The sequence below is a fragment of the Gordonia sp. G4 genome, from assembly GCF_057770005.1.
In genome coordinates, this window is sequence record NZ_CM173442.1 from 4406867 (window position 1) to 4429958 (window position 23092).

At 64.8% G+C, this 23092-nt stretch carries 17 protein-coding genes, 5 pseudogenes and 2 other annotated features; of the genes and pseudogenes, 6 read left to right on the plus strand and 16 right to left on the minus strand.

Annotated elements, in window-relative coordinates; genetic code table 11:
* Positions 1–5 precede the first annotated feature (5 nt).
* A complete protein-coding gene (locus AC3B5T_RS19900) occupies positions 6–1214 on the minus strand; it encodes an IS110 family RNA-guided transposase (protein ID WP_005193666.1) in 1209 nt (402 codons plus the stop codon).
* A gap of 335 nt (positions 1215–1549) precedes the next feature.
* Between AC3B5T_RS19900 and AC3B5T_RS19905 the strand changes: the two are divergent.
* Positions 1550–1794: pseudogene (locus AC3B5T_RS19905) on the plus strand (hypothetical protein).
* Positions 1795–2412: 618 nt separating this feature from the next.
* Here the strand turns inward: AC3B5T_RS19905 and AC3B5T_RS19910 are convergent.
* From AC3B5T_RS19910 to AC3B5T_RS19925, 4 genes and pseudogenes are all read right to left on the minus strand, one after another.
* The gene (locus AC3B5T_RS19910) at positions 2413–3585 is read right to left on the minus strand and encodes a L,D-transpeptidase (RefSeq protein WP_006357614.1); all 1173 of its coding nucleotides are present in this window, start codon (positions 3583–3585) and stop codon (positions 2413–2415) included.
* 436 nt (positions 3586–4021) lie between these two features.
* A pseudogene (locus AC3B5T_RS19915) lies at positions 4022–4264 on the minus strand (M23 family metallopeptidase); the annotation flags it as partial.
* A gap of 300 nt (positions 4265–4564) precedes the next feature.
* Entirely contained in the window at positions 4565–5404 is an 840-nt protein-coding gene (locus AC3B5T_RS19920; protein WP_055477284.1) for a F510_1955 family glycosylhydrolase, read from the minus strand.
* A gap of 111 nt (positions 5405–5515) precedes the next feature.
* Positions 5516–5833: a hypothetical protein gene (locus tag AC3B5T_RS19925; RefSeq protein WP_010844644.1), complete on the minus strand. Its 318-nt coding sequence runs from the start codon at positions 5831–5833 to the stop codon at positions 5516–5518.
* A 235-nt stretch (positions 5834–6068) separates the two neighbouring features.
* Here AC3B5T_RS19925 and AC3B5T_RS19930 point away from each other — a divergent pair, with 235 nt between their 5' ends.
* The gene (locus AC3B5T_RS19930; RefSeq protein WP_055477283.1) at positions 6069–7019 is read left to right on the plus strand and encodes a M56 family metallopeptidase; all 951 of its coding nucleotides are present in this window, start codon (positions 6069–6071) and stop codon (positions 7017–7019) included.
* A gap of 28 nt (positions 7020–7047) precedes the next feature.
* Here the strand turns inward: AC3B5T_RS19930 and AC3B5T_RS19935 are convergent, their stop codons facing one another.
* Positions 7048–7701 carry a DUF305 domain-containing protein gene (locus tag AC3B5T_RS19935; RefSeq protein ID WP_055477285.1) on the minus strand — a complete coding sequence of 218 codons (654 nt, stop codon included), beginning with the start codon at positions 7699–7701 and terminating at the stop codon, positions 7048–7050.
* Positions 7702–7970: 269 nt separating this feature from the next.
* On the opposite strand from AC3B5T_RS19935, the gene AC3B5T_RS19940 reads away from it, so the two are divergent.
* The gene (locus tag AC3B5T_RS19940; protein ID WP_055477282.1) at positions 7971–8906 is read left to right on the plus strand and encodes a M23 family metallopeptidase; all 936 of its coding nucleotides are present in this window, start codon (positions 7971–7973) and stop codon (positions 8904–8906) included.
* An 18-nt stretch (positions 8907–8924) separates the two neighbouring features.
* Here AC3B5T_RS19940 and AC3B5T_RS19945 read toward each other — a convergent pair whose 3' ends face one another.
* The 8 genes and pseudogenes from AC3B5T_RS19945 to AC3B5T_RS19980 all read right to left on the minus strand — a co-directional run bounded on the left by AC3B5T_RS19945 (position 8925) and on the right by AC3B5T_RS19980 (position 18006).
* Positions 8925–9272 (minus strand): metal-sensitive transcriptional regulator, encoded by a 348-nt coding sequence (locus tag AC3B5T_RS19945; RefSeq protein ID WP_005195356.1) that lies wholly within the window; start codon positions 9270–9272, stop codon positions 8925–8927.
* Positions 9269–11432 (minus strand): annotated as a pseudogene (locus AC3B5T_RS19950) (heavy metal translocating P-type ATPase). Before AC3B5T_RS19950 ends, AC3B5T_RS19945 begins: the two are co-directional and overlap by 4 nt.
* Positions 11429–13786 (minus strand): heavy metal translocating P-type ATPase, encoded by a 2358-nt coding sequence (locus tag AC3B5T_RS19955; RefSeq protein ID WP_055477280.1) that lies wholly within the window; start codon positions 13784–13786, stop codon positions 11429–11431. Before AC3B5T_RS19955 ends, AC3B5T_RS19950 begins: the two are co-directional and overlap by 4 nt.
* Before the next feature lie 62 nt (positions 13787–13848).
* A complete protein-coding gene (locus AC3B5T_RS19960) occupies positions 13849–14808 on the minus strand; it encodes a hypothetical protein (protein WP_007239618.1) in 960 nt (319 codons plus the stop codon).
* Positions 14809–14900: 92 nt separating this feature from the next.
* On the minus strand, positions 14901–15107 hold the full coding sequence (locus tag AC3B5T_RS19965) for a heavy-metal-associated domain-containing protein (protein WP_005195294.1): 207 nt from the start codon (positions 15105–15107) through the stop codon (positions 14901–14903).
* Positions 15108–15210: 103 nt separating this feature from the next.
* A complete protein-coding gene (locus AC3B5T_RS19970; protein WP_055477279.1) occupies positions 15211–16479 on the minus strand; it encodes an MFS transporter in 1269 nt (422 codons plus the stop codon).
* A gap of 3 nt (positions 16480–16482) precedes the next feature.
* Positions 16483–16722 (minus strand): annotated as a pseudogene (locus AC3B5T_RS19975) (pyridoxal-5'-phosphate-dependent protein subunit beta); the annotation flags it as partial.
* A 31-nt stretch (positions 16723–16753) separates the two neighbouring features.
* Positions 16754–18006, minus strand: a protein-coding gene (locus AC3B5T_RS19980; RefSeq protein WP_137811086.1) for an IS3 family transposase whose coding sequence is annotated in 2 segments (ribosomal slippage) — positions 16754–17712 and positions 17712–18006 — 1254 coding nt in all. Because the reading frame shifts where the segments join, the coding sequence is not laid out codon by codon here.
* Positions 17591–17722: a sequence feature (AL1L pseudoknot), on the minus strand. It overlaps the preceding gene by 132 nt.
* Positions 18007–18101: 95 nt before the next feature.
* On the opposite strand from AC3B5T_RS19980, the gene AC3B5T_RS19985 reads away from it, so the two are divergent.
* The gene (locus tag AC3B5T_RS19985; protein WP_488357853.1) at positions 18102–18875 is read left to right on the plus strand and encodes a sensor histidine kinase; all 774 of its coding nucleotides are present in this window, start codon (positions 18102–18104) and stop codon (positions 18873–18875) included.
* A gap of 47 nt (positions 18876–18922) precedes the next feature.
* Positions 18923–19303, plus strand: a complete 381-nt coding sequence (locus AC3B5T_RS19990; protein WP_005180013.1) for a BlaI/MecI/CopY family transcriptional regulator — start codon at positions 18923–18925, stop codon at positions 19301–19303.
* Between the two features lie 53 nt (positions 19304–19356).
* Here the strand turns inward: AC3B5T_RS19990 and AC3B5T_RS19995 are convergent, their stop codons facing one another.
* Positions 19357–19686, minus strand: a complete 330-nt coding sequence (locus AC3B5T_RS19995) for a hypothetical protein (protein ID WP_005180014.1) — start codon at positions 19684–19686, stop codon at positions 19357–19359.
* A gap of 139 nt (positions 19687–19825) precedes the next feature.
* Positions 19826–21108 (minus strand): annotated as a pseudogene (locus tag AC3B5T_RS20000) (IS3 family transposase).
* Positions 20702–20830 (minus strand) — a sequence feature (AL1L pseudoknot). It overlaps the preceding pseudogene by 129 nt.
* 987 nt (positions 21109–22095) lie before the next feature.
* On the opposite strand from AC3B5T_RS20000, the gene AC3B5T_RS20005 reads away from it, so the two are divergent.
* Positions 22096–22278: a YegP family protein gene (locus AC3B5T_RS20005; RefSeq protein WP_055476917.1), complete on the plus strand. Its 183-nt coding sequence runs from the start codon at positions 22096–22098 to the stop codon at positions 22276–22278.
* Positions 22279–23092 lie beyond the last annotated feature (814 nt).

Below are 23092 nucleotides of genomic sequence, written 5' to 3' on the forward strand. Positions count from 1 at the left end.
AGGGGCTAGGCGGCAGCCTCCGCGATGGGCGGGCCGGCGCCCCTCGGAGTCCATTCTCGGCCATCACGGATGAGTGCCCACACAACATCAATCAACCGTCTGGCCAGCGAGATGAGCGCATGCACGTGAGAGCGGTTCTCGCGTCGTTTGCGCTGGTAGAACTCCCGTGATGGTCCGTCGCGTTGCGAGCTGTTGAGTGCGGCCATGTAGAACACCTTCCGCAGACCCCGGTGGTAGCGCTGCGGTCTACGCAATGTGCCCCGCCGGTTACCTGAATCATGCGGGACGGGAGCAAGACCGGCGTAGGCAGCCAGTTTGGCAGCCGAGCCGAACGACGTGAGGTCGCCACCAGTGAACGCGATGAGTTCGGCACCACTTCGGGTGCCGATACCGGGTACGGATTCAAGAATCCGGGCGTGGCGGTCTCGGCGGAACACCTCGGCGATCTGTTTATCCAGGTAGGTGATCTGGCGAGTGAGCGCCATCAGCGAGGTAGCCGCCTGCTGCACCAGCAATGCCGTGGTCGCCTCACCAGGCAGAGCGACGGTCTGCGCGGCCGCGGCGGCACGCGCCTTGCTGATCATCTTCGGGATGGTCGGCCGGCGGACTCCTTGACCGCGTAGGTGGTCGTAAATCTCCTCGTCGGAGACCCCATCAATCGCCGACGGTGTGGTGAAGCGGGTGACGAACGCCAAACCAGTCAACGTCGAGTAGTCGAAGCACCGTTCGAGACCGGGGAAGATGCGGGTCAGCAGGCCGCGCAGTCGATTGATGCCTCGTGTGCGTTCGGTGACCAAGTCGCGGCGATGCCCGGTCAACAGGTCGAGTTCGATCGCGACGTCATCAGGGACCGCGACCGTCGCGAGATCACCACGCAGGCGCGCGGTCTGGGCGATCACCACCGCGTCGCGGGCGTCGGTTTTGCCTTCGCCGGCGAAAGCGCCGGTCATGCTGTGCACAACGCGACCAGGTACATAGCGAATGTGTTGGCCGCGGCGGGACAACACCCCTCGGAGGAGGGCCGATTCCGGCGCGGTCATGTCGATCGCCCACACCACCGATTCGACACGGCACGCCTGGTCCACAATCGCTTCGATGGCCGCCTGATCGTTCGGTACCCGACGTGACCACAGCACCGTCCCCGCGTCGTCCACAGCGGCGGCGTGGTGTGCGTGACGGCCGACATCGATTCCTACCCAGATTGTTTCGACCACATGAACCTCTCTGCTCGAACCTGTTGACCTCGTCAGGGGTTGTTTCGCCGGCGCACCTTTACACAGCGACAAGTTCGCGAACACTTCTCAATCAGCGGCCGAAACGACCCGTCACGGTCCGGGGTGGCCTTCCACGCCGAGCCACCGAGGGCACACAGGTGATTGTCGAGCCACGCCCCGAACCGCGGACGAGCGTCCGAGGCGACCGCCCCGGACGTACTCCAACGTAAAGGTGATTGTGCGGGAGCGACGCGGGCCGCGGTAGGGCTCGGTGTCGCGGCAGCACAACGTCGTCTTTGAAAGTGGGCGCATCTCGTGGCGCTCACGCCCTCGTGGTGGGTGCGGCGGCGGATGCCGAGTCGATCAGTACTGACGTAGAAGCCACGGCGGGTGGCCTCGAAGCTCAGTGCGGATACCTGGCCTACCCAGACTCCGATGAGATCGTGACACCGGACGGCAAAGGTCGCTTTAATTCGTTTCAGAATGGCTCATTTACCCCACAACTGGCGCACATCCTGTCAACGAACCTATTATGGACATTTGGGCGGATGCTGGATATGAAGCCGGAAAGTGGGGTTAGCCCATCGCCGCACCGGTCATCGACCGCATCAACAACAAGGTCTTTAGGGTCCTCTCCGAAATGCTCGGCCATCAGAGGTAGCGCGGTGGATCGACCGTAGGGTCGTCGTCGATGGTGTCGACGTGCGGGTCGGCGAGAATGTTGGTAACCGCAAGGGAGCTGGCACCGAAGGTGGCGAAGTGCGGGTTGACGTCTCTGACGACACTCCGTGCACGGTCCGCCGGCCAAACGAACGCCGGGATCGGCCAAGAAGACCCGAACGGCGCGCGGCGTGGTTGTCGTCCCACGCGGCCAGATCAGCCTCGCCTCGCACAGGTAGTACCGACGGACGCTATGCCGCCGCTGCTCGTTATTGATGTTGATCCTCACGGCACCGGTTCGCCCGCACAGGGTCTCGACATGACTGACCAACGGCCCTCGTGAATTAACCCCTGGCTCAGTGGGTGACCGGTAGTAGCACTCGTCGCGAGTGGTGGTGTGCTGCATTCGAGCGAAGTTCTGTACACCGCGAGAAGCGCCTGAGACAGTGAGCGGGTGAGCCCGTCGTGAACTCGCCCCGGCCGTGCATGGTCGGAAGAACGTGCTGAGCGTCGACGAACTCCAGCCAGGCGGGGGCGCCTAGGTGTCTGCGTTGCCGTTCTTCCATTGTGGCCACGGGATGTTCCAATCGCCGAGTCCATCAACTCCCGGCAGTGTGTCGGCGTTGGTGTTCTTGACCGTGACGGGGTCACCGCGCAGGGTGTTCTTCACGAGCCATTCCGCGTCAGTGGGACTCAGGTTTGGGCAACCGTTGCTGACGTTGCTGCTGCCTTGCGCCGACATCGACCACGGTGCGCCGTGCATGTAAATGCCGCTGTAGGACATTTGCACCGCCCATTGAACGGGTGTGCGGTATCCCGCTGCGGACTCGACAGGCACTCCGTAGGTGGACGAGTCCATGATGATGTGCTCGACGCGATCTCCGATCATGTAGATACCGCGGGGCGTCGGAGTGCTGTCTTTGCCGAACGAGGTCGGCATCGTGCGGATGACCTTGCCGTCTCGTTTGACGACTATCGTTTTGGTGTTGTCGTCGGCAACGATTTCCTGAGCTCGGCCAATCGTGAAGTCGTAGGACAAGTTCTCGTCGCCGTAGAGCCCGTCGCCGAGGTCGACTCCGTAAATGTTGACGGCGACACTGACTTTGGTGCCCGGCGTCCAGAAGCGTTCGGGCCTCCACCGGACTTCGGAGTCGCTGATCCAATAGAACGCACCCCGCATCTGGGGGTCAGACGACACGGTGATCGCCGCCTGTGCCTTCTTTCGGTCGGGGATGGGATCGGCGAACCGCACCCCGACTGTGTGGGCGATCCCGACGGTTTTCTCGCCGAGGATGGCAGCGCTGGTCAGTGACTCCGGTGAGGTCGTGGTGAAGCGCTGCGAGACGACCGATCGACCGCCCACGCCCACGGCCTCGGCTTGAACGGAATACCGCTTCGAATATCCCAGGGGTTGGGTGCTTGTCCACGTTGAGCCGTCCTCGCTCAGTGAGCCCGCCAAGGGACGGCCGCTGGCTGTGGGGATACGGACGTTTGTCAACGCGCCGCGGCTGGCCGTGACAACAATAGGAAGCCCAGGTTCGACAACCGCGTTGGGCGCGAGTCGACCGCCACCTTCGGTGGCCACAGCAATGGAAGGCTGTGCGATGTCGGCGAAGCTGTCAACGGCCTGAATCTCGTTGCTGTAGGCGGCGCCTCCGGTTGAGCTGCACGAGGTCAATAACATCACCACAGCCGTCAGGGCTGCGAGCATCAGCAGTCGCGGAATACCTGCCCGGACCGACCCGCGGCATCCACGAGCGCTCGAGCACTGCGGCTGCGCACCGTAAGCCGCCAAGAGATCACGTGGCTCTTCGATAGCTCGAGTCCTTCTTACGCGGCCCATCGATTGTGGCGAACCCTCTCACTCGGCGCCTGGACTAGGTTTACTATCCACGATAGTAGTTGAATGCTGTGCGCTCCTCTACCCGCTGCACAGCGCGAGAGAAGGTTCGAAACGTCTTCGTGGTGGGCGACCGCCGAGCGGTCACGTCGACCTCATTATTGCCGTGTGGCGACACCCCACAGGTAGTCCCCGCCGATGCGTGTTCGCCACCGCTCGCCGACGTCGGGGCCGTGGTGCGACAACTCTCGCGACACCTGCGGGACCACTCGTCCTCATACCTCCCGCGCGCCGATAAGGCGGGTCGTCCGACGACGTAGACTCCCCGGGTTCTCAACCACGGTGCAGGATCGAGTTTGGGTCCATCTTGCTGCCACACCTTGTAGTGCAGGTGTGGGCCGGTGGAGTAGCCGCGGTTTCCTACCGTTGCGATCTGCGCGCCGGCCAGGACTCGCTGCCAGACGCTCACCAGTGTCTCGCTGATGTGCCCATACACGCCGATCGTGCCGTCGTCTTGCAGCACTCGCATCCACAGCCCGAAGCCGGCGGCCTTCGATAACCGTCCCCGCCCAAGGCGATCTTTGAGGTCGCGGGTTCGGTGTGCTCACGCAGCTGTGACACGCGCAGCAAGTTCGTGGGGTAGTCGGGGCTGCTCGTCTCATCGATAACGACAGTGACGTCTCGAAGACGTGGCGTTTCTGGGTGCCGTCAGGTGGTCGAGAGTGACCACCCAGGTCGGCCGGGTGCCACCGTCTGTCAGATCCTGCTCGTGGAGTGGGTGGAGTGGACGTGATCAAAAGCGCGTCCGGATCTGAGTCGCCTCCTTCCTTCGTTGCTCCACACGAGTCCGTTAGCTGAGCGTGTAGAGCAATTGTTCGTTTGCGGCGTATGCATTTTCGGCGTTTCTGGCGACCAGCGCGTTGACACTATTGATGGTGCTGCGTTGTTCCCAGTGTGTGCCGTCTGGGCTGCGCCAGACGGTGTCGGCGGTGTCGATGCCCCAGAGCGTGCCATCGGGTGCGGCCGCCAGGAGAGCTAGGGCCGGCGCATCGGGAACGGTTGTGAAGGTCTGGGCGTCGTCGGTGCTGTGTTGCAGGCCATCTGGGGTAGTCGCCCATACGCCGCGGTCGGTGATCGCGAGTGCTGCTGCGGCCAGGGGCGCGCCGGGGGTCCAGCTTCTCCCGTCATCGGTCGATACGAGCAGGCCGTTGATTCCGTCGAAGCCTACGAGTAGTTGTCCGTTGGTGGCGAGCGCGTGGAAGTCGATGTCGCCGGCCACCGATCTCGGTGTCCATGTCTGCCCGCCATCTTCGCTGGCGACGAGTCCCAGCGGGTTGGGTGCCGAGCTCCGCGGGCCGGGATGGCCGGAGGCGAAGATCCGATCAGAGCCGGTTACCCCGGCCAGTCCCATGAAGTCGTCGTCGGAGACGCCGACCCGGCTGGTGGTTCCATCTGCGGTGAGGGCGATTACGCCGGTGTGAGTTCCGGCGAGGATAGTGCCGTCGGCGCGGATGTGCAGGGCGTGGAGGTGGTCGAGTTCTGGGGTCAGTGTTGCGCTCTCTGCTGAGGTTGCCGACGGTGGTGGGGATGTGGGTTGTTCCCGGGTGGAGCAGCCGGTTAGCACAATCAGCGTGGCGATGACTGCGAGGACGACCGCAGCGGTGCGGTTGGACGGGGTTGAGGCAGGCAAGCGGCTAGGACTTTCGTGTGGGTAGGACTGAGTTCGGGCGTGGGTGGTGTGGTGATCGGGGTGGTGGCGAGACCGGGTAGGAGCCGCCCTAACCCTCTGGGGGTGTCGTGGTCACGACTTCTGGATGGGGGTGGAAGGCTGTGAAGGCTTTTGGCCGCAATGCTTTTGGAGGACGAGGGAGATGAGGACGTTGCCGAGGTGGTGACGTGCCCCGGAGAGGTCGCCGATCGCAGCGAGGTGGCGGACGAGACCGATGTGTGCGGCGAGGTGGCGGCGTCGGTTCGAGGTGACGCTGAGGTGGTGGGCGCGGTGGAAAAACTGGTGGGTCGAGTATGGCGTGGGTGCTCGGTAGACGTCTCGCATGGCATGCAGATACTGACGACGGTGGTCGTCGGGGGGCGAGTGCGTCTCCTTCGGGTTCTCGGTCACGGCGCATTCCTCGGACTGGTACGCGCAGGCCGGGTCAACCCGCGTCAACTAACTACTATAAAACCTAGTAATTGGCGGCGCGGTCGGTGCCTGAGTTGCGGCGTCACCGACGAACTTCTGGGGCATACTGGCTGGTGGTGCAGGTGGTGGGTCGCCGGGAAGGTGTGTTGAGTGTGGGTCTCAGCGAGCTGACGGCGGGGCGTCGAGGATCGAGGCGAACGATGGGTGAGCATCCATGAGTGCAGCGGTGGTGTTAGTTGTTGCCGCGGGTGTGCTGGGCTGGTTGTGGCCTCGATGGATGGTTCGGGTGCAGGGCCGTATCGATGCTCGTTGGGTGTTGGTGGCCTGGCCGGCCGCGCAGGTCGTGTTTGCGATGTTGTGGGTGGGAGCTGTTGTGACGCTGGCGGTTCCCGGCCATTTCGGCATCCATTCGTTGTCCGAGGTGGTGTCGTGTCTGCGGGTGTTGTCACACGGCGCATCCCCGCGGGTGGAGGCGATCTCCGGTGGCGTGCTGGCGGTGGTGACCGGGGCAGCGATTGTCCGAGCGGTGACGATCGCGGTGCGATCGGCGGTGCGGATGCGTGGTGCTCGTGAGGAGTATCTGCAGTCGTTGCGGTTGGTGGGCGCCCGCAGTGAGCGCTATCCCGATGTGTGGTGGCTCGCCGACGGGCGGCCGATGGCGTTTTGTCTGCCGGGCAAGGATGCCGGCATTGCCGCCACGACCGGGTTGCAGGCGGCGTTGTCCGGTGAGGAACTCGATGCCGTCGTTGCTCATGAGCGCGCACACCGGCGGCAACGTCATCACACCGTGGTGTTGGCGGCCCGCGCTCTCGGGCGTGCGTTCCCGCTGATTCCGTTGTTCAGCCGCGCGGGCCGTGAGGTCGCCGGCTTGGTCGAGCAAGCCGCCGATGCCCGCGCGGCCCAGCTGGTGGGTGCGCGGGCGGTCTGCTCGGCGTTGGGAACGTTGGCCCGTTCGGGACCTGTAGCGGGCCCGGTGGGTGTGTTGTCGATCAGCGATTCGTCGTCGGTGGGGCCTCGGTTGAGCCGCTTGGACTCCGGTCACCGGTGCCGGTCGCGACGTCATCATGTGGGTGCTGCCGCGGCGGTGGCTGGTGTGGTGGCGGTGCCGACCACGCTGGCGGTGTCCGGTGTCGTCTCGGCGATGGTGATCGCGATGTGTGTGTAGCCGAGACCGACCCGGGCAGGTCCGACCGCTAGGGGTTGTTGAGAAGCTGCTGCATCCTCGCAATTTCGCTCTCCTGATCAGTGACGATCTGACGTGCCAGAGCGATCGCCTCGGGCGATTGGCCGTCTTGAATCTCGGTCTTGGCCATGGCGATGGCGCCGCGATGGTGTTCGATCATCTGGGTCAGGAACAGGCGCGACGCCTCGGCTCCTTGCGCGTCGCGTAGCTGCTGCATCTGTTCTGGCGACATCATGCCCATCATCGACGGCATCGGGGAGGAACCCGGCGCCATCGACGTACCCATGTCCATGTTGTGTCCCTGGCCCTCGAGTGGGGCTCCCCATTGCTTCAGCCACGACTGCATCTGCTCGATCTCAGGCTGCTGAGCGTCTTTGATCTGCTGGGCCAGACTGACGACCTGGGGGTTGATGTTGTCCTTCTCCAACAGGATGTCGCTCATCATGATCGCCTGGGTGTGGTGCGGGATCATCTGCTGGGCGAACGAGATGTCCGCGCTGTTGTGTTCGGCAGTGGCCGCCGCTGAGGATTCGGTACTGGCCGCGCTGGTACCCATCCCCGACATCGAGGAATGATCCTCAGTCGAGGTGTCCGAACACGCGGCCACCACTGTCAGAACAGCCGCCGCGGCAGCAACGACGACACCCGTTCGTGTGACTCTCATCGATCTCCTCCTCAAGAGTGATACTTCGCCACCGCCCGGCGGCGCTTCGATAACAATTCTACTAACACCGATAGTAGTTAGTCGCCTGCCCGGCACCCACAAAACGGGCGGTGAACTGCGCAAACAAAGCCGCTAATGCCTGATTAGTTCGCTTCGTAGTGGAGCCGCGTGTGACTGGTGGGGCACAAGTGACTTGTGGTGTGATCTCGCGGGTACACGCATGGCACTCGTGCGTGGGTCTACGACGTCCGCGGGAAAGGTCCGACCGCATGCAGATGGTGTTGACATCGCTACGGGTCAAGGCGGGGCAGCAGTGGGGCCCCAAAGCGCTGGGGGTGGCAGCGGCGGTGTGCGTGGGCGTTGCGCCTGTGATTGCCACCGCACCGGCGGCGGCCTCGACCGATGGACATGTGGCCGGGGAGTTGATCGCGATCGTGCAGGACTCGGTGAAGGCCGCTTTGGGTGGTGCCGCGGCGGCGAATTTGGGGAAGCCGATCACGCAGGCGGCGTCCTGCCTGGGCGCTCAGGCCCAGTCGGGCAGTGTCGGCGATGCGGGCAGTGTGGCCGCGCTGCAGTGCTTCGGAACGTTTTCGCTCATTGATCCGATAGACGGGTTCCGGATCATCGACGCGTTACCGCTGGCTCGGCTGGTGGCCACCCTGATCGCCGCGATCGTGCCGCACGATCCGAACGAGCCGCATGGCCCCCAGCCGCAGGAACCCGGAACGCCGACGCCGCTGCTGCCCGGTAGTGGCGGTGCGGTGGCGCCGACTGCGGGTGAGATCACGTCCACCTTCGGTGACGGACGGGGCCATCAGGGCATTGATATCGGCAATGATCTGGGTGCGCCGATTGTCGCTGTGGCTGACGGGGAGGTCATCACCTCCGGACCTGCCGAGGGGTTCGGGTTGTGGATGCGGATCCGGCACGATGACGGCACGATCACCACCTACGGCCACAACGACGAGAATCTGCTCGAGCAGGGCGCGCGAGTACGGATGGGGCAATCGATCGCCACGGTGGGCAACCGTGGGGTGTCGACCGGCCCGCATCTGCATTTCGAGGTTCTCGACCCGACGGGAGTCAACGTTGATCCGGCACAGTGGCTGGCCGATCGTGGGGTGGTTCTGGCGATGGCCGCTGATGCCGACGCCCGCGCGCCGGGGCCGGTGGTGCCGCAGTGGGTCGGCGAACCACGCCTGTGACGAACCCGGTGTGGTGGGTCAGGAACGAACGAGGCGAGCGATGGCCGCCGAGGCTTCAGCGATCTTCTCCTGCGCCTCGTCCCCGCCGGCGTGGGCGGCATCGAGCACACAGTGGGTGAGATGGTCGTCGAGCAAACCCAGCGCGACCCCCTCCAGCGCCTTGGTCAGCGCCGAAATCTGGGTCAGGATGTCGATGCAGTACTGCTCCTCGTCGACCATCCGATAGATACCTCGGGATTGCCCCTCGATGCGCTTGAGGCGGGCCAGGTATTTGCCCTTGTCGCTGATGTAACCGTGGGAAGAGTGTTCCGAGGCAGAGGATTCTTCCGGGGTGGAGGATTGTCCCGGTGCGGACGCAGCGGTCATGGACTCACCTTCTCAGTGGATCGCGGTCGGTTGTGCTGCAGTGCACGCACTGTACTCGCGCCTGGGTGCAGGTCGAGTCGGCGTAACAGTTGCGCGTTGAGTGCGACCACGACCGTCGAGGCTGACATCAGGATCGCTCCGACCGACATCGGCAGGACGAACCCGATGGGCGCGAGAATTCCGGCGGCCAGCGGTACCGAGATCAGGTTGTATCCCGCTGCCCACCACAGGTTCTGCTTCATTTTTCGGTAGCTGGCGTCCGACAGCTCGATGACCGACAGCACCGAGCGGGGGTCGTCGCTGGCGAGGATGACCCCCGCCGAGGCGATCGCGACGTCGGTGCCGGCCCCGATCGCGATGCCCACATCGGCTTGGGCCAGGGCGGGGGCGTCGTTGACGCCGTCGCCCACCATCGCCACCTTGCGTCCTTCGTGCTGCAGTTCGGCCACCTTGCTGGCTTTGTCTTCCGGGCGTACACCGGCGAACACCCGGTCGATACCGAGGTCGTGAGCGACGGTGTGCGCCACTGCTTCGGCGTCGCCGGTGATCATCACGACCTCGACCCCGCGGGCGTGCAGCGCCTCGACGGCTTGGCGGGATTCCCCGCGCACCTCATCAGCGAGTTTGACAGCTCCGATCAGCTCAGTGTCGCGGGTGACATGCAGGATGATTGCGCCGTCGGCGCGCCAGCGATCAGCGATGGCCAGTTCCTGATGGCCCTGTTCCTCGAGCATGCGGGGCCCGCCCACCCGCACTGTGGCGCCCTCGACGCGAGCGGTCACACCGACCGCCGGTGACGAGGTGAAGTCGGTGGCCGCGGGAACCGGCTGGGCGCGGTCGCCGGCCGCTGCGACAATTGCTCGCGCCAGCGGGTGCTCGCTGTCGGCTTCGGCGCTGGCGGCCAGGGTGAGCACGGTGTCCTCATCGACGCCGTCGGCGGCCGCGATCTCGATGACGGTGGGCTCACCCTTGGTCAGGGTTCCGGTCTTGTCGAACAGCACCGCATCCACAGTGCGCATGGCCTCAAGTGCCAACCGGTCTTTGACCAGCACGCCGCCGCGGGCGGCGCGTTCTGTGGCAATGGCCACCACCAGGGGGATAGCCAAGCCGAGTGCGTGCGGGCAGGCGATGACCAGCACGGTGATGGTTCGAATCACCGCCTGGTCGGGTTGGCCGATGACCGTCCACACGATGGCGGTGATGATCGCTGAGCCGAGCGCGAACCAGAACAGCAGCGCTGCGGCGGAATCGGCCAGCCGCTGGGCGCGGGAGGTGGAGTTCTGCGCGTCTGCCACCAGGCGCTGAATCCCGGCCAGCGCCGTGTCGTCGCCGGTGGCGGTGATCTGGACCCGCAGCCCCGAGTCGGTGGCCACCGTGCCGGCCACCACCTGATCGCCGATGCCGCGGCGCACCGTGCGCGATTCTCCGGTGACCATGGATTCATCGAGCTCGGCCGAGCCGTCTACGACGCGACCGTCGGCCGGGACGCTGGCCCCCGGGGCGCACGATCACCACATCTCCGACCTGCAGCTCACTGGGAGCAACGGTGGTGATGTGGTCGCCCTCGACGCGTTCGGCCTCATCGGGCAGCAGCGCGGCCAGCGAGTCCAGGGCCGAGGTTGTCTGGGCCAGCGACCGCATCTCGATCCAATGCCCCAACAGCATGATCACGATGAGCAGGGCCAGTTCCCACCAGAAGTCCAGTTCGTGGTGCAACACACCGATGCTCGCACCCCAGGACGCCACGAAGGCCACCGTGATCGCCAAGGCGATCAACAGCATCATTCCCGGTGCGCGCGACCGCAGTTCTGCAGAGGCGCCTACCAGGAACGGCCGCCCACCCCAGCAGTACATCACCGTACCCAGCACCGGTGAGACCCACTTCAACACTTCACCATCGGGTAGGTCATAGCCGATGAGCATCGCGAACATGGGCGAAAAGGCCACGACCGGCACAGCCAGGGCCAGCATGATCCAGAACAGCCGCCGGAACTGCCCGACGTGATCACCATGCCCCCCATGCCCAGCGTGATCATGGTCTGCGCGGGCGCGCTCAGCATGGTGATCGTGGTGGTTGTGTGACGCTGCGGCGAGTTGGCCGTGGTGGCGTTCATCGGCGGCGTCGTGACCGACGTGCTCAGGGGAAGAGTGCTCGTTCATGCCGCTACCTTATACCCCTGGGGGGTATACGTCGAGGGGTTGGTGGGTGGAACTGTGGACGATGAGTGGGGCGGGCTGGTGAAGGCGCGCAGCCGCAGGCTGTTGCTGACGACGAACACGCTGGACAACGCCATGGCGGCCCCAGCCAGCATGGGGTTGAGCAGTCCCAGCGCGGCCAGCGGTATCGCGGCGACGTTGTAGGCGAATGCCCAGAACAGGTTCATTTTGATCGTTTTCAGAGTGGTGCGTGCCAAGGCGATCGCGTCGGCGGCAGCGTTGAGGTCGCCGCGGACCAGGGTGATGTCGGCGGCATGCATGGCGGCGTCGGTGCCGGTGCCCATCGCCAGCCCGAGATCGGCGTGGGCCAGGGCAGCGGCGTCGTTGACGCCGTCGCCGATCATGGCCACAACCTTGCCGTCGGATTGCAGGTCGGTGATGACGGCGGCTTTGTCGGCCGGCAAGACGTTGGCGATGACGGTGTCGATCCCGACCTCAGCGGCGACGGTGTCGGCGACGGTCTGGTTGTCGCCGGTCAACAGGATGGGCGTCATACCCAGTGCGGCGAGCCGGGCGATGGCGTGTGCGCTGGTGGGTTTGATCGCATCGGCGACCGCCAGGACCGCATGGGCGCGGCCGTCCCAGGCGACGAGTACGGCGGTCTGTCCGGCTTCTTCGGCGGCGGTCTGCGCCTCGTTGAGGTGGGGGTCATCCACGGCGATGCCGTGTTCGGCCAGCAGCGTCGGACGCCCGACGGTGACCACACGTCCCTGGACCGTGCCGCGCACGCCTCGACCTTCGAAGCTGCGGAAGTCTTCGACCTCGTCGAGCTGTCCGACTTCGGCGGCTGCACCAGCAGCGATGGCGGCCGCGACGGGGTGCTCGGAGGCATTTTCCACCGCTCCAGCGAGGGCGAGCACGTCGGCGCGAGTGGTGGTGGGGGAGGTGGTGACCTGGACGAGTGTCATCTGGCCCGTGGTGACCGTGCCGGTTTTGTCGAGGACAACGGTGTCGATGGTTCGGGTGGATTCCAGGACTTCGGGGCCTTTGATCACGATGCCGAGTTGGGCTCCGCGGCCGGTACCGACCAGCAGTGCGGTCGGGGTGGCCAGTCCCAGCGCGCAGGGGCAGGCGATGATCAGCACAGCGACCGCGGCGGTGAACGCCGCTTGCAGGGGATAGCCGGCGCCGATCCACGCGCCGAGGACTGCGATGGCGACGGCGATGACCACCGGCACGAAGACGCTTGAGATCCGGTCGGCCAGTCGCTGGGCGTGGGCTTTGCCGGTCTGGGCGCGTTCGACCATCGCGGCCATTTGCGCGAGTTGGGTGTCCGCTCCCACGCGGGTCGCCCGCACCCGCAGGTGCCCGCCGGCGTTGACTGTCCCGCCGGTCACGGTGTCGGCGGGGGCGACCTGGACTGGCATCGACTCGCCGGTGACCATGCTGGCATCGACTGCCGAGGTGCCGGACACCACCACACCGTCGCTGGCGATCTTCTCGCCGGGGCGCACATTGAACTCGTCGTCAATGGCGAGCTCGCCGATCGGGATCCGATGCTGGTGGCCGTCCCTGATCACTGTGACGTCTTTGGCGCCCAGCTCCAACAAGGCCCGCAACGCCGCACCGGCTTGCCGTTTGGACCGCTTCTCGAAGTATCGGCCGGCCAGGACGAACATCGTGACCCCCGCGGCGACCTCGAGGTAGATGTTGCCTGCACCGTCAGAGGCGCTGACCGTCAGGGTGAATCCGTGGGTCATGCCTGGTTGTCCGGCGGTGCCGAAGAACAACGCATACAACGACCACAACAGCGCCGCGGTGGTGCCGACCGAGATGAGGGTGTCCATGGTGGCCGCACCGTGGCGCAGGTTGAGCAACGCGGCGCGATGAAACGGCCATGCCGCCCACACGATCACTGGCGCGGCCAACGTCAACGACGCCCACTGCCAGTAGGTGAACTGCAACGCCGGGACCATTGCCAGCGCGATCACCGGTACCGAGAGAACCACCGCACCGATCAGTCGGTGACGCAAGGCCACGAGCTCCCCGTCGTCGTCCGAAGGGTCATCGTCGGGGGCGGCACCTTTGGTGGGAGTGGCGGGCAGCGCAGCGTGGTATCCGGCCTGTTCGATGGTCTCGATCAGCAGGTGTGGGTCGACACCGGCGGGTGCGCTGACGTGAGCTTTTTCGGTGGCGTAGTTCACCGAGGCGCTCACTCCGTCGAGTTTGTTCAGTGTGCGTTCGATGCGTGCCGCGCACGATGCACACGTCATGCCCGACACGGCGAGTTCGACATCGACGGCGCCTGTCTGCTCGGCGGTGGCCGCAGGTGGGTGGATCGGAGCTGAGGTGGTCATGGGGGAGTTCCTCGTGGGTGAATGCCTCGGCGCAATGCCCCGGGGTGGCGCTGGTCAGCGAGTTAGTGTCCGGCGTGCGGATCGGCCGAGGGGGCCGTGGAGTCAGGTGTCGGGGCAGGGGTGCCGGTGGGGGCATCGAGAACGAAGGTGGCGGTGTGCACAGCGCCGTCGACCTGGAAGTCGAGGTAGAGCAGATAGCGGCCCGGGGTGGGGGCGGTGGTGGCGAAGCGGACCTGTGGTCCCGCTAGTTGACCGGCGGTCGGTGCCACGCCCTCAGGGTGAACATGCAGGTAGGCCAGGTCGCCTTGACGCAGGGCCACCAAGTGACCGAAAGCGCCCAGATACGGCTGCAGGGTGGTAACCGGTTGTCCTGCTCGGCGCACGGTGACGGTCAGTTCGGACTCGGCGCCCGCGCGCAGATGACCGGCCAGCTCGATGTCGAACCCGTCGACGGATGACTGTCGTGATTCGGCGGTGGGTGGGGCCGGCTGGTAGTCACCGCTGACTTCGACGGTGCTGGTGAGGGTGAGGGGTTGGCCGGTGGCGGCGGGCACGAAGTCGGCGTAGATCCGGTAGCTGCCTCCCGTCGCCCACTGCCAGGGCAGCGTCCAGCGCCCTTCGGGCGAGAGGGTGGGGTGCACGTGTCGGAAGTGGGTGCCATCCGCGCGGACGACGATCAGGTGCAGCTGCTTGTCGTGCTCGGTGGCGAAGTCGGTGACCGCGGTCCCGGCGGCATCGAGGATCTCAAAGCTCAATGGAGCCTGCACCCCGGACGCATGGGGTGCCACCACATTCCCCAGGATGAAGCCGGCTGCTGCCATCGAAACTCCGCGAACCTGATCGGCCCCCGGAGACGAGGCGGATGTTCGCGACTGTGGTGCAGCATTGTGATCGGCATGGGCGGACTCAGCCGGGGAGGTCGACGCCCTGTCGGGAGCGACACCAGCGGCGATGGCGTACGCCGCAGCGAAAACTATCAGCAGGGCCGCGGCGAAGACGCCGAGCTTGGTTGGAACATTCATCGTTGGATTCCTGTCATCGGTGGTGGCGACACCCACGCCGCCCGGGAGAGGCTGAAGTCGCCAGTGGGGCAGACACTTCAGCCCCTCGTCGGCTACTGCGCCAGGTGGTAGCCGGCCTCTTCGATCGCGCCGCGGATCGCGTCGGCCTCGATCGGGGCCGAGCTAGAGATGGTGACTCGCCCGCTGGCCACGTCGACGTCGACGTCAGTTACGCCGGCCAGTGCGCCGACTTCTTCACGCACCGACGCCGCGCAGTGCCCACACGTCATTCCGGAGACGATCACTGTCGATGTGCTCATGAGATGTGCCCTTTCGGTACAGCAGTGGTGCCAACGACCCTCAGGGGGTCTGTCGCTGTGGCGTCTCGCCACACCACCGTTATACCTTACCCCCCTAGGGTAATCAATGGGTTGTGGTGGGCTGAGCTTCGGTGGGGGCGGCGACACTGAGCCATCCGCGGCGGTGCAACAGCAACAGGGCAGACGCCGCCGCCATGCCGGTGAGGACTAGAGCGATCCACACCAGTTCGGGCATGTCGCGGGTGGTGGCCGCGCTGAACAGCCACCCGGTCGCGGCGTTGCCGAGCAGAATCCCGATCCCGACGATGGTGTTGTAGAGCCCGTAGTGGGTGGCGACAAGCGTGCCGCGGGCCAGTCCCACCACCGTGTCCATTTCGAATGGGAACACTGCTGCGGTGGCGGCGGCGAGCAGAGCTGCGGTGAGTAGCAGGGCGGCGATGTTGAGGGCGATGTTGCGCTGATGCGTTGCGGTGCTGGCGACTAGGGGCAGGAAAGCTGCAGCCATCAGCGTCATTCCCACGCTCAGGCTGCCGGTGCTGCCCCAGCGGTTGCCGAACCATGTGGTGATGCGTAGCTGGCCGGCGATGGCCACCAGACCGGTCACCACGAACATTGCGGTGACAACACTGGTGGCGAGGGTGGGGTTGTCTGCTATGCGGTCGGCATGTAGGGGCAGGGCGAGGTAGACCTGGAAGGACAGCACGTAAGAGCTGGCCATCGCCGCAGCGAAGAGCAGGAATCGCCGGTTACGGACGACGCTGCGCCAGTCCTGAATGATTGAGGTGCTGCTCGGGGCCGGTGCTGTTGCGGGTAGCGCTTTGATCTGCACGAGGGTCAGGACCGCGAAAACTGCTGCCGCACAGAGAGAGGTGAGCCGGAAGTCCAGGGCGGTCAGGGCTAGTCCGACCAGCGGCCCGAGCAGGATCCCGGCCTGGTAGAAGACGTTGAACACGGCGAATGCTTCGATGCGCCGCTCACCGGCGTCGGCGGCCAGGTAGGCCCGTACGGCGGGGTTGAACAGCGCCCCGGCGAATCCCGTTGCCGCCGAGGCGATCAGGATCGCCGGCAGCGAACTGACCAGGGCCAGTAGGACGAATCCGATGACCCTCATCAGGCATCCGGCGATGATGAGCGGTTTGTAACCCCAGCGGTCAGCGAGTGTTCCCCCGATCAGGAACATGCCCTGTTGGGAGAAGTTGCGTATCCCCAGGACCAGGCCCACTGCCCATGCGGCCAGGGCCAGCGGGCCGGCGAGGTAGGCGGCGAGGTAGGGCATGAGCATGTAGAAGCCGAGATTGATGGTGAACTGATTGACCATCAGCACTTGGCTGGGGCGATCGAAGCTGCGGAAACTGCGGTAGATGCGTCGCATAGATCAGCTCGTGGGCTCGGCGTGCGGCACGCAAGTGGGGTCGATGATGGTAGGGCACCGCGTCCAGCTGCTCGCGACCTGAGTGAGCGGATCGCTGATGGTGCGGGGTTCAGTGGGCGGCGCCGGGGCGCCGATCAGGTCGTGAGCGCGGCAGTACTCATCGTTGTAAATGGTTCCGTAGTAGCGAGCGGGGCCATCGGGGAACACCGCCGCGATGCGCGTATCGGCCGAACGAGTACGCGCTGAACCGTCCTGGATCGGATGGAGACCTCGTTTAGGCCACCGCCATCTCGGAGGTGGCTGTCTCACGGTAGCGCCTCTCGTACTCAATGGGCGGGCAGTAGCCGATCGATGAGTGCAGCCGCTCGGTGTTGTACCAGTGCACCCAGGCGGCGGTCTCGCGCTCGACTTCTGCGCGCCCGGTCCACGATCGCTGGCGCTCGATCAGTTCGGTCTTGTACAACCCGATGGCTGATTCCATCAACGCATTGTCGAGTGCATCGCCGACCGACCCGATCGATCCGGCCAAGCCGGAGTCGCGTAATGCTTCGGTGAACGCCAGCGCTGTGTACTGACTTCCGGCATCGCTGTGATGAATCAAACCTGTTGCAGTGAACGAGAAGTCGGTTCTACGTCGGGTGAACAAGGCCTGTTCGAGAACGCTGGTCACCAACGGTGTCGACTTGCTCGTCATCACCCGCCACCCGAGGATTCGACGCGAGTACACATCGACGAGAAACGCGGTGTAAACGAACCCTGCCAGGGTCCAGCAGTAGGTGAAATCAGCCACCCACCACTGATCTGGCCTGGCCGGCAATGACCACTTGCGCTCCACCAGATCAGGATGCCGCGGCGCGCGATCATCGCGCTGGGTCGTGATCGTGCGATGTTTTCCGCGGGTGACTCCGGCGATCCCGCAGATCCCCATCAGTCGGCCCACCTGATCACGGCCCATCTCACGGCCCTCGCGGCGCATCGTGTGCCAGATTTTGCGGACGCCGTACACGCCACGATTGCGATGAAACGCCTGGTAGACCGCGTGAGCGTCGTACGCCTCGGCCAATCGTGTCACCGAGACCGGACCCGCTTGCGTGCGGGCGTAGTAGGTGGACGGGGCGATCTGCACGCCGTGCTCAGTGAGCACTCGGCAGATCGGGGCGACCCCGAACCGACCCTTGTGAGCGTCGATGTAATCAACGATCACCGCAGTCGGCGGTCGACCTCCGCCGCGGCGAAAAACGCCGACGCTGTCTTCAAAATCTCATTGGCCCTTCGCAATTCAGCGTTCTCCTTGCGAAGCGCCGCCAACTCGGCGTCCTGCTCGCCCACCGTCATCGTTCCCCGCGCAGTCACGATCGGCCGGTCCTTCTCGATCCAGTTCCGCAACGTCGCCTGGTTGATATCGAGCAATGCGCCCACGTGTTTCCGGGCGGCGAGCTTTCCGCCGCCATGCTCGGCGAGGTGGTCGTGATACATCCTCACAGCCCGCTCACGCGTCTCTGGATCAAACTTCCTCAGTGCACCCATACCGGCATTCTCCTGGTGAGATCACGGTCTCCACCAGACCCAGGACGGTTCAACTTGCACAACGGCTGGATTCACAAGACGACATCCGTAAGCGGATGCTGTCAGACCTTGCCCACGAACTGCGCACCCCACTGACCACCATCGGCGCGATCACCGACGCCATCGAAGACGGAATCCGGGCTCCCGACTCACAGACCTTTGACGTCGTGCGCACCGCCACCACCCGCCTGCAGCGTCTCGCCGAGGACATCGCGACCGTATCCAGCACCGACGAGCATCAGATGCCCCTCCACCCGGCGACGATCACTGTCAACGAACTGCTCATCGCGACCTACGAAGAAGCCGCCGACCTGTTCACCGACGCCGAAGTCACGCTGGGCATCGTCACCACCGCCGCGCGCGTACACATCCATGTCGACGCCGAACGAATGAGCCAAGTACTGCTCAATCTGCTCACCAACGCGCTGCGACACAGCTCCCCGGGCCAGCGAGTCGTAGTGAAAGCCGACACCGCCCCGGCACACGCGGTGCGCATCAGCGTCGTCGACTGCGGTGACGGCATTCCCCCTCAACACCTTCCACACATCTTCGACCGCTTCTACCGCACCGACTCCTCACGCACCAGAGACGCCGGCGGCAGCGGAATCGGCCTCACCATCGCCCGCTCTATCGTCGAAGACCATGGGGGCACCTTGCTCGCCGAAAGCCTGGGAGCCGGACACGGAGCCACCTTCACCATCACGTTGCCGACCACCACCCGACGTCACATCCACCGCAGCACCCCTGGAACCGAATTCTCCGTGGCCTTCAAACACCGCACGCGTCGCGGCGCTGCCGATGCGCTCCAACGGGACCAAGCTACTAACTGAGGTAGTCCGTCGTAAGATTGACCCGCATCTAGAGATGGTGGGTGAAAATGACTGGGCTGGGTTCACTGGAACGCGCAGTGATGGACGTGCTGTGGTCAGCCGGTGCGGCGATGTCGGTGCACGACCTAGTCGAGGAACTCCACGACCGCGAACCGGCCTACACCACAGTGCTCACCGTCGTCACCAACCTGCACAAAAAAGGGTTCGTCGGTCGAGAAAAAGTCAGCCGCGCCTACCGGTACTTCCCCATGCAGACCCGTGAAGAGGCCACCTCACGCACCTTGCGTCAGGTCCTCGACGCCAGCGGGGACTCCGCGGCAGTACTGATGCACTTCGCCCAGACCGTGACACCCGCCGAGCGTGAAGTGCTCAGCGAATACCTCACCCTTAAACCTCGCCACACCCGCGGCGGCGGCACCAAAGCCTAAGCCATAGAAACCCTCCGACAAGGGAAACTCCGGCGAGGCCCAGGCCCGACTACTCAACCGGTCGCGCGCCCCTTGACTGCTGGGAGTAGACGCGCCACCAGCGCACCGGCCACACCCGCAGCGAAGGCCGCAGCACTCAGAGCCGACACCCAGTCGTGCACATCCACAGCGGTCAGCACCCGCAGCTCAACCGGATCACCGCGCCCGACTCCTGAGCGGGGGTCGGATGGCACGAGATCCGACGTTCGGAGCAGCATCACCAGCCAGAACGCGGCCACCGCCTCAAACATCACCACAGCAAGACCCACCGCACGGGAGATCGTACGGGCAGGACCGCGCGGGCCGAACCGACCCGCACGCCGCACCTCGACACCGTCAGTCATGCCCAACCATCTCCTCAGCACACCCGCATCACACCCCACTTCTACTAACCACCTTCGTATTCTGTGGCCATCGGGCGTGGGCGCCGGGAACGAGGGTCTCGAAGCAATCTGAATCGCCCCGGGTTTGCTGGGGGCTCGTTTACTTGGTTCCAGCGACTGCCGGGACCGGGTTCTCACGGTAGCTGGTGACTGTGTGGGTCGACCAGTAGGTGGTCTCGTACTCGACGGGTGGGACGTGCCCGATCTCGCCGTGCAGGCGGCGGTGGTTGAACCAGTCGATGTACTCGGCGACGGCGATCTCGACCTCGCCGACACCGCCCCAGCCACCGCGAGGGCGCATGACTGGGTTACGGATACACTCGGCCTTGAACAACGAGTTGAACGCCTCGGCCATCGCATTGTCGTACGAATCACCCTTGGAGCCAACAGAAGTCACTGCGTCTGCTTCGGCGAGACGTTCGGTGTAGCGGATGGCTCGATACTGCACTCCGCGGTCGGAGTGGTGAATCAGCCCGGCCACGCCCTGGCCGGCACGCGACCGCGCCCACAACCCCATATCCAAGGCGTCGAGCGCGAGGTCGGTGTGCATGGTGGTCGAGACCTGCCAGCCCACGACCATCCTTGAGAAGACGTCGAGGATGAACGCGGCATACACCCACCCCGAGTGTGTGCGGATGTAGGTCAGGTCCGCCACCCACAGCGCGTTGGGCGCCGCCGCGGTGAACTGCCGTTCGACACGATCGGCCGGCTGCGGAGTTTCGGCCCCCTCGCTGTGCGTGGTCTTCCGCGTCTTGGATCTCGTTATCCCCTGCAGCCCATCAGCTTTCATCAACCGCTCGACGGTGCACCGGGCCACGCCGATACCCTTTCTGCGTAGTTCGGCGTGGACTTTGCGGGCACCGTAGACGCCGAGATTGTCGGCATGCACGGTGCGGATCTCACCGAGGATCTCGCGGTCACGGACCACCCGTGGCGCCTCGACTCGTCGAGAGCTCAGATGGGCTCGGACTGTGGACGGAGCGATCTGGGCGGCCGTGTCGCGCAGGGCCGCGCAGATCGGATCGACTCCGTGTTCGTCGCGGAAAGCGGCGACGAACTCCACGATCAACGCTGTGGGCGGTCGATCTCCGCCGCAAAGAAAGCTGATGCCTGCTTCAAGATGGTGTTCGCCCGCCGCAACTCCCGGTTCTCCCGTTCCAGCTGCGCGATCCGCTCAGCCTCGCTGGTCGTGGTCCCCGGGCGGTCCCCGCCATCGATCTCGGCCTGCTTGACCCAGGTGCGAAGCGCCTCCGGGTGCACACCGAGTTGATCGGCGATCCGTTTGAGCGCCCCTGGTCGCGTGGCTGGGTCCTTGCGGGCCTCCACCGCCATCCGCGTCGCCCGCTCCTTCAGCTCAACGCTGTACTTCCGTGGTGCTGCCATGCTCTCCATCCTTCACAGATTCGAGAGCCTCCGACAAACCCGGGGCGTTTCAGGCGATTGATGACCCTCGATCTCGTGGACCTTTCCCCACCCTCGCGGGCAAAGCTCACAGATCCAGTTCTCGGACGCGCGCCGCTGGCTTGTCACGTCGACCAACCAAGCGACGCAAACCGACATTCTGCGGCAACTGAGGATTGAGGCTGATCCGAATGGTCCCACTTGAGCAGAGCCGCGCAACCACACGCCTGCAGGGGCTACTGCTCGCCCTTGAACTCGATCGGCACCGGCTGTTAATACGCGCTCGGCTCGACACCCGGGCGCGACGACCGCGCGACGCAGCCGGTGACCACGCAGACCTAGCAGAGGTCGTCGAGTTGTTGACCGCACTCGTCACAACATATCGTCTGAATGAGCTGTACCCCTTCGACGCCGTCCGCGAAGCGCGCAACACCTCCCACCGCGCAAAATACCTACTCGCCGCCATCGGCCCGAAGTCGAGCGGGCGGCCGAAATTATCCAGGGGCGAGGAGCTGTGTCCCCCCGGAAATTAGTAGTGCGGGCGGCTGAAAGACTCGCTCTCACGGCGGAGAGATCCAGCTTGGCACTACACGTCTCTGGCGGGCCCAACCATCACCGCGCCATCCACAATCTCGACATCGCGCTCAATCGTCTACAGATTTTGCGGACTCATCGAGACCTGGCGCCTGGATCATACTCGGTCTGCACACTCGGCGAGAGACGTGAACGGCAGGCGTGGTGACCGCCGCGCCCGCTGGTGTCAGGATTCGTCACCTAACGACGGATGGTACCGATGAATAAGAATGAGATACCGGCATCGCCGACGCCGCACATCCAGCGTTGTGCAGGACCGCAAGGCCAGGGACAAATCAGCACCGGATCAGGTCTCGAGGGGAGAAGTCGAGCCCACGGTCGCGCATATTCGATTTGTAGTGACTGCGGCACTCCCGACCGGAAGGAACCCCAACGATGGCCGCGAAGTTCGAACTGTTCACCGACGAGGCCCGGCAAGAACCGTTTCCATCTGAAGCAGCCAACGGCGAAATCATCGCCGCCAGCCACGCATATGAGTCGAAGGCCTCAGCGCGAACCGGGATCGAGTCGGTCAAACACAACGCCGGCGACGCCACAGTCGACGACCAGACCACCTAGGCACCACACAGTCGCGCACTACTCATGTCGACCGCAGTCCAAGGACTGAACCTGCCCATTCGACCACGGACCAGACTCACTCACCGGCATCGAGTGGATCGAACGACTCAATCGCATACATGCCCATTTCCATCCGAAAGAAGGACTCGCTCTACACCCTGTCGACGCTCGCACTTGACCCCCACGATCTGACCGCGGCGCTCTGACACTCTCCACCCGTTCCGACAGAACTCGAGGCGCAGCCACCGTTGCAGACGTCGCCTACGACAATGGGTTTGCTCATGTGGCACGGTTCGCGGCCGCCTACAAAGCCGCCTACGGTGAAGCCCCTATCTTATGTCAAGTAAGCCCCTGCATATTGCATCAGATGCAACACGTGGCCTGAGATCCGTCATTTGGATGTCAGTTGGCGACCTGGGGATTCGTCACTCGTGTCAGTAGCGCTCGTCACCGGAGTCATCTACCCGTGCGTATCTCGAGCGCGCACCGCCACCCTGACTCTCGATCTGTAGATCAGCGGATGCCTTCGGCCGCCAGGCCCTCGCGCTGCTGGGTGGCGTCGATGCTGAATGCGCCGCCGTGGATCAGCTCACCGAGGCCACTACCGAGGCATTCCAGCAGTACCCCGACTACGCGGTGATCACCAGTTTTCCTGGCCTGGCTGACCTCTCCGGCGCTCGGGTGCTCGGCGAGATCGGCGACGACCGCGAGCGGTTCACCGACGCCCGTTCGCTGAAGGACCTACGCCGGTTCTGTGCTGATCACGCGGGCCTCCGGGCGCAGCATCTCGATTACCCGCCGCGTGGTGAAGAAC

Bases quoted from the DNA above. Each gene is read 5' to 3' on its own strand.
- AC3B5T_RS19910 (WP_006357614.1), bottom strand. From the start codon at position 3,585: ATGCTCGCAGCCCTGACGGCTGTGGTGATGTTATTGACCTCGTGCAGC.
- AC3B5T_RS19930 (WP_055477283.1), top strand. From the start codon at position 6,069: ATGAGTGCAGCGGTGGTGTTAGTTGTTGCCGCGGGTGTGCTGGGCTGG.
- AC3B5T_RS19935 (WP_055477285.1), bottom strand. From the start codon at position 7,701: ATGAGAGTCACACGAACGGGTGTCGTCGTTGCTGCCGCGGCGGCTGTT.
- AC3B5T_RS19940 (WP_055477282.1), top strand. From the start codon at position 7,971: ATGCAGATGGTGTTGACATCGCTACGGGTCAAGGCGGGGCAGCAGTGG.
- AC3B5T_RS19945 (WP_005195356.1), bottom strand. From the start codon at position 9,272: ATGACCGCTGCGTCCGCACCGGGACAATCCTCCACCCCGGAAGAATCC.
- AC3B5T_RS19955 (WP_055477280.1), bottom strand. From the start codon at position 13,786: ATGACCACCTCAGCTCCGATCCACCCACCTGCGGCCACCGCCGAGCAG.
- AC3B5T_RS19960 (WP_007239618.1), bottom strand. From the start codon at position 14,808: ATGAATGTTCCAACCAAGCTCGGCGTCTTCGCCGCGGCCCTGCTGATA.
- AC3B5T_RS19965 (WP_005195294.1), bottom strand. From the start codon at position 15,107: ATGAGCACATCGACAGTGATCGTCTCCGGAATGACGTGTGGGCACTGC.
- AC3B5T_RS19970 (WP_055477279.1), bottom strand. From the start codon at position 16,479: ATGCGACGCATCTACCGCAGTTTCCGCAGCTTCGATCGCCCCAGCCAA.
- AC3B5T_RS19985 (WP_488357853.1), top strand. From the start codon at position 18,102: ATGCTGTCAGACCTTGCCCACGAACTGCGCACCCCACTGACCACCATC.
- AC3B5T_RS19990 (WP_005180013.1), top strand. From the start codon at position 18,923: ATGACTGGGCTGGGTTCACTGGAACGCGCAGTGATGGACGTGCTGTGG.
- AC3B5T_RS19995 (WP_005180014.1), bottom strand. From the start codon at position 19,686: ATGACTGACGGTGTCGAGGTGCGGCGTGCGGGTCGGTTCGGCCCGCGC.
- AC3B5T_RS20005 (WP_055476917.1), top strand. From the start codon at position 22,096: ATGGCCGCGAAGTTCGAACTGTTCACCGACGAGGCCCGGCAAGAACCG.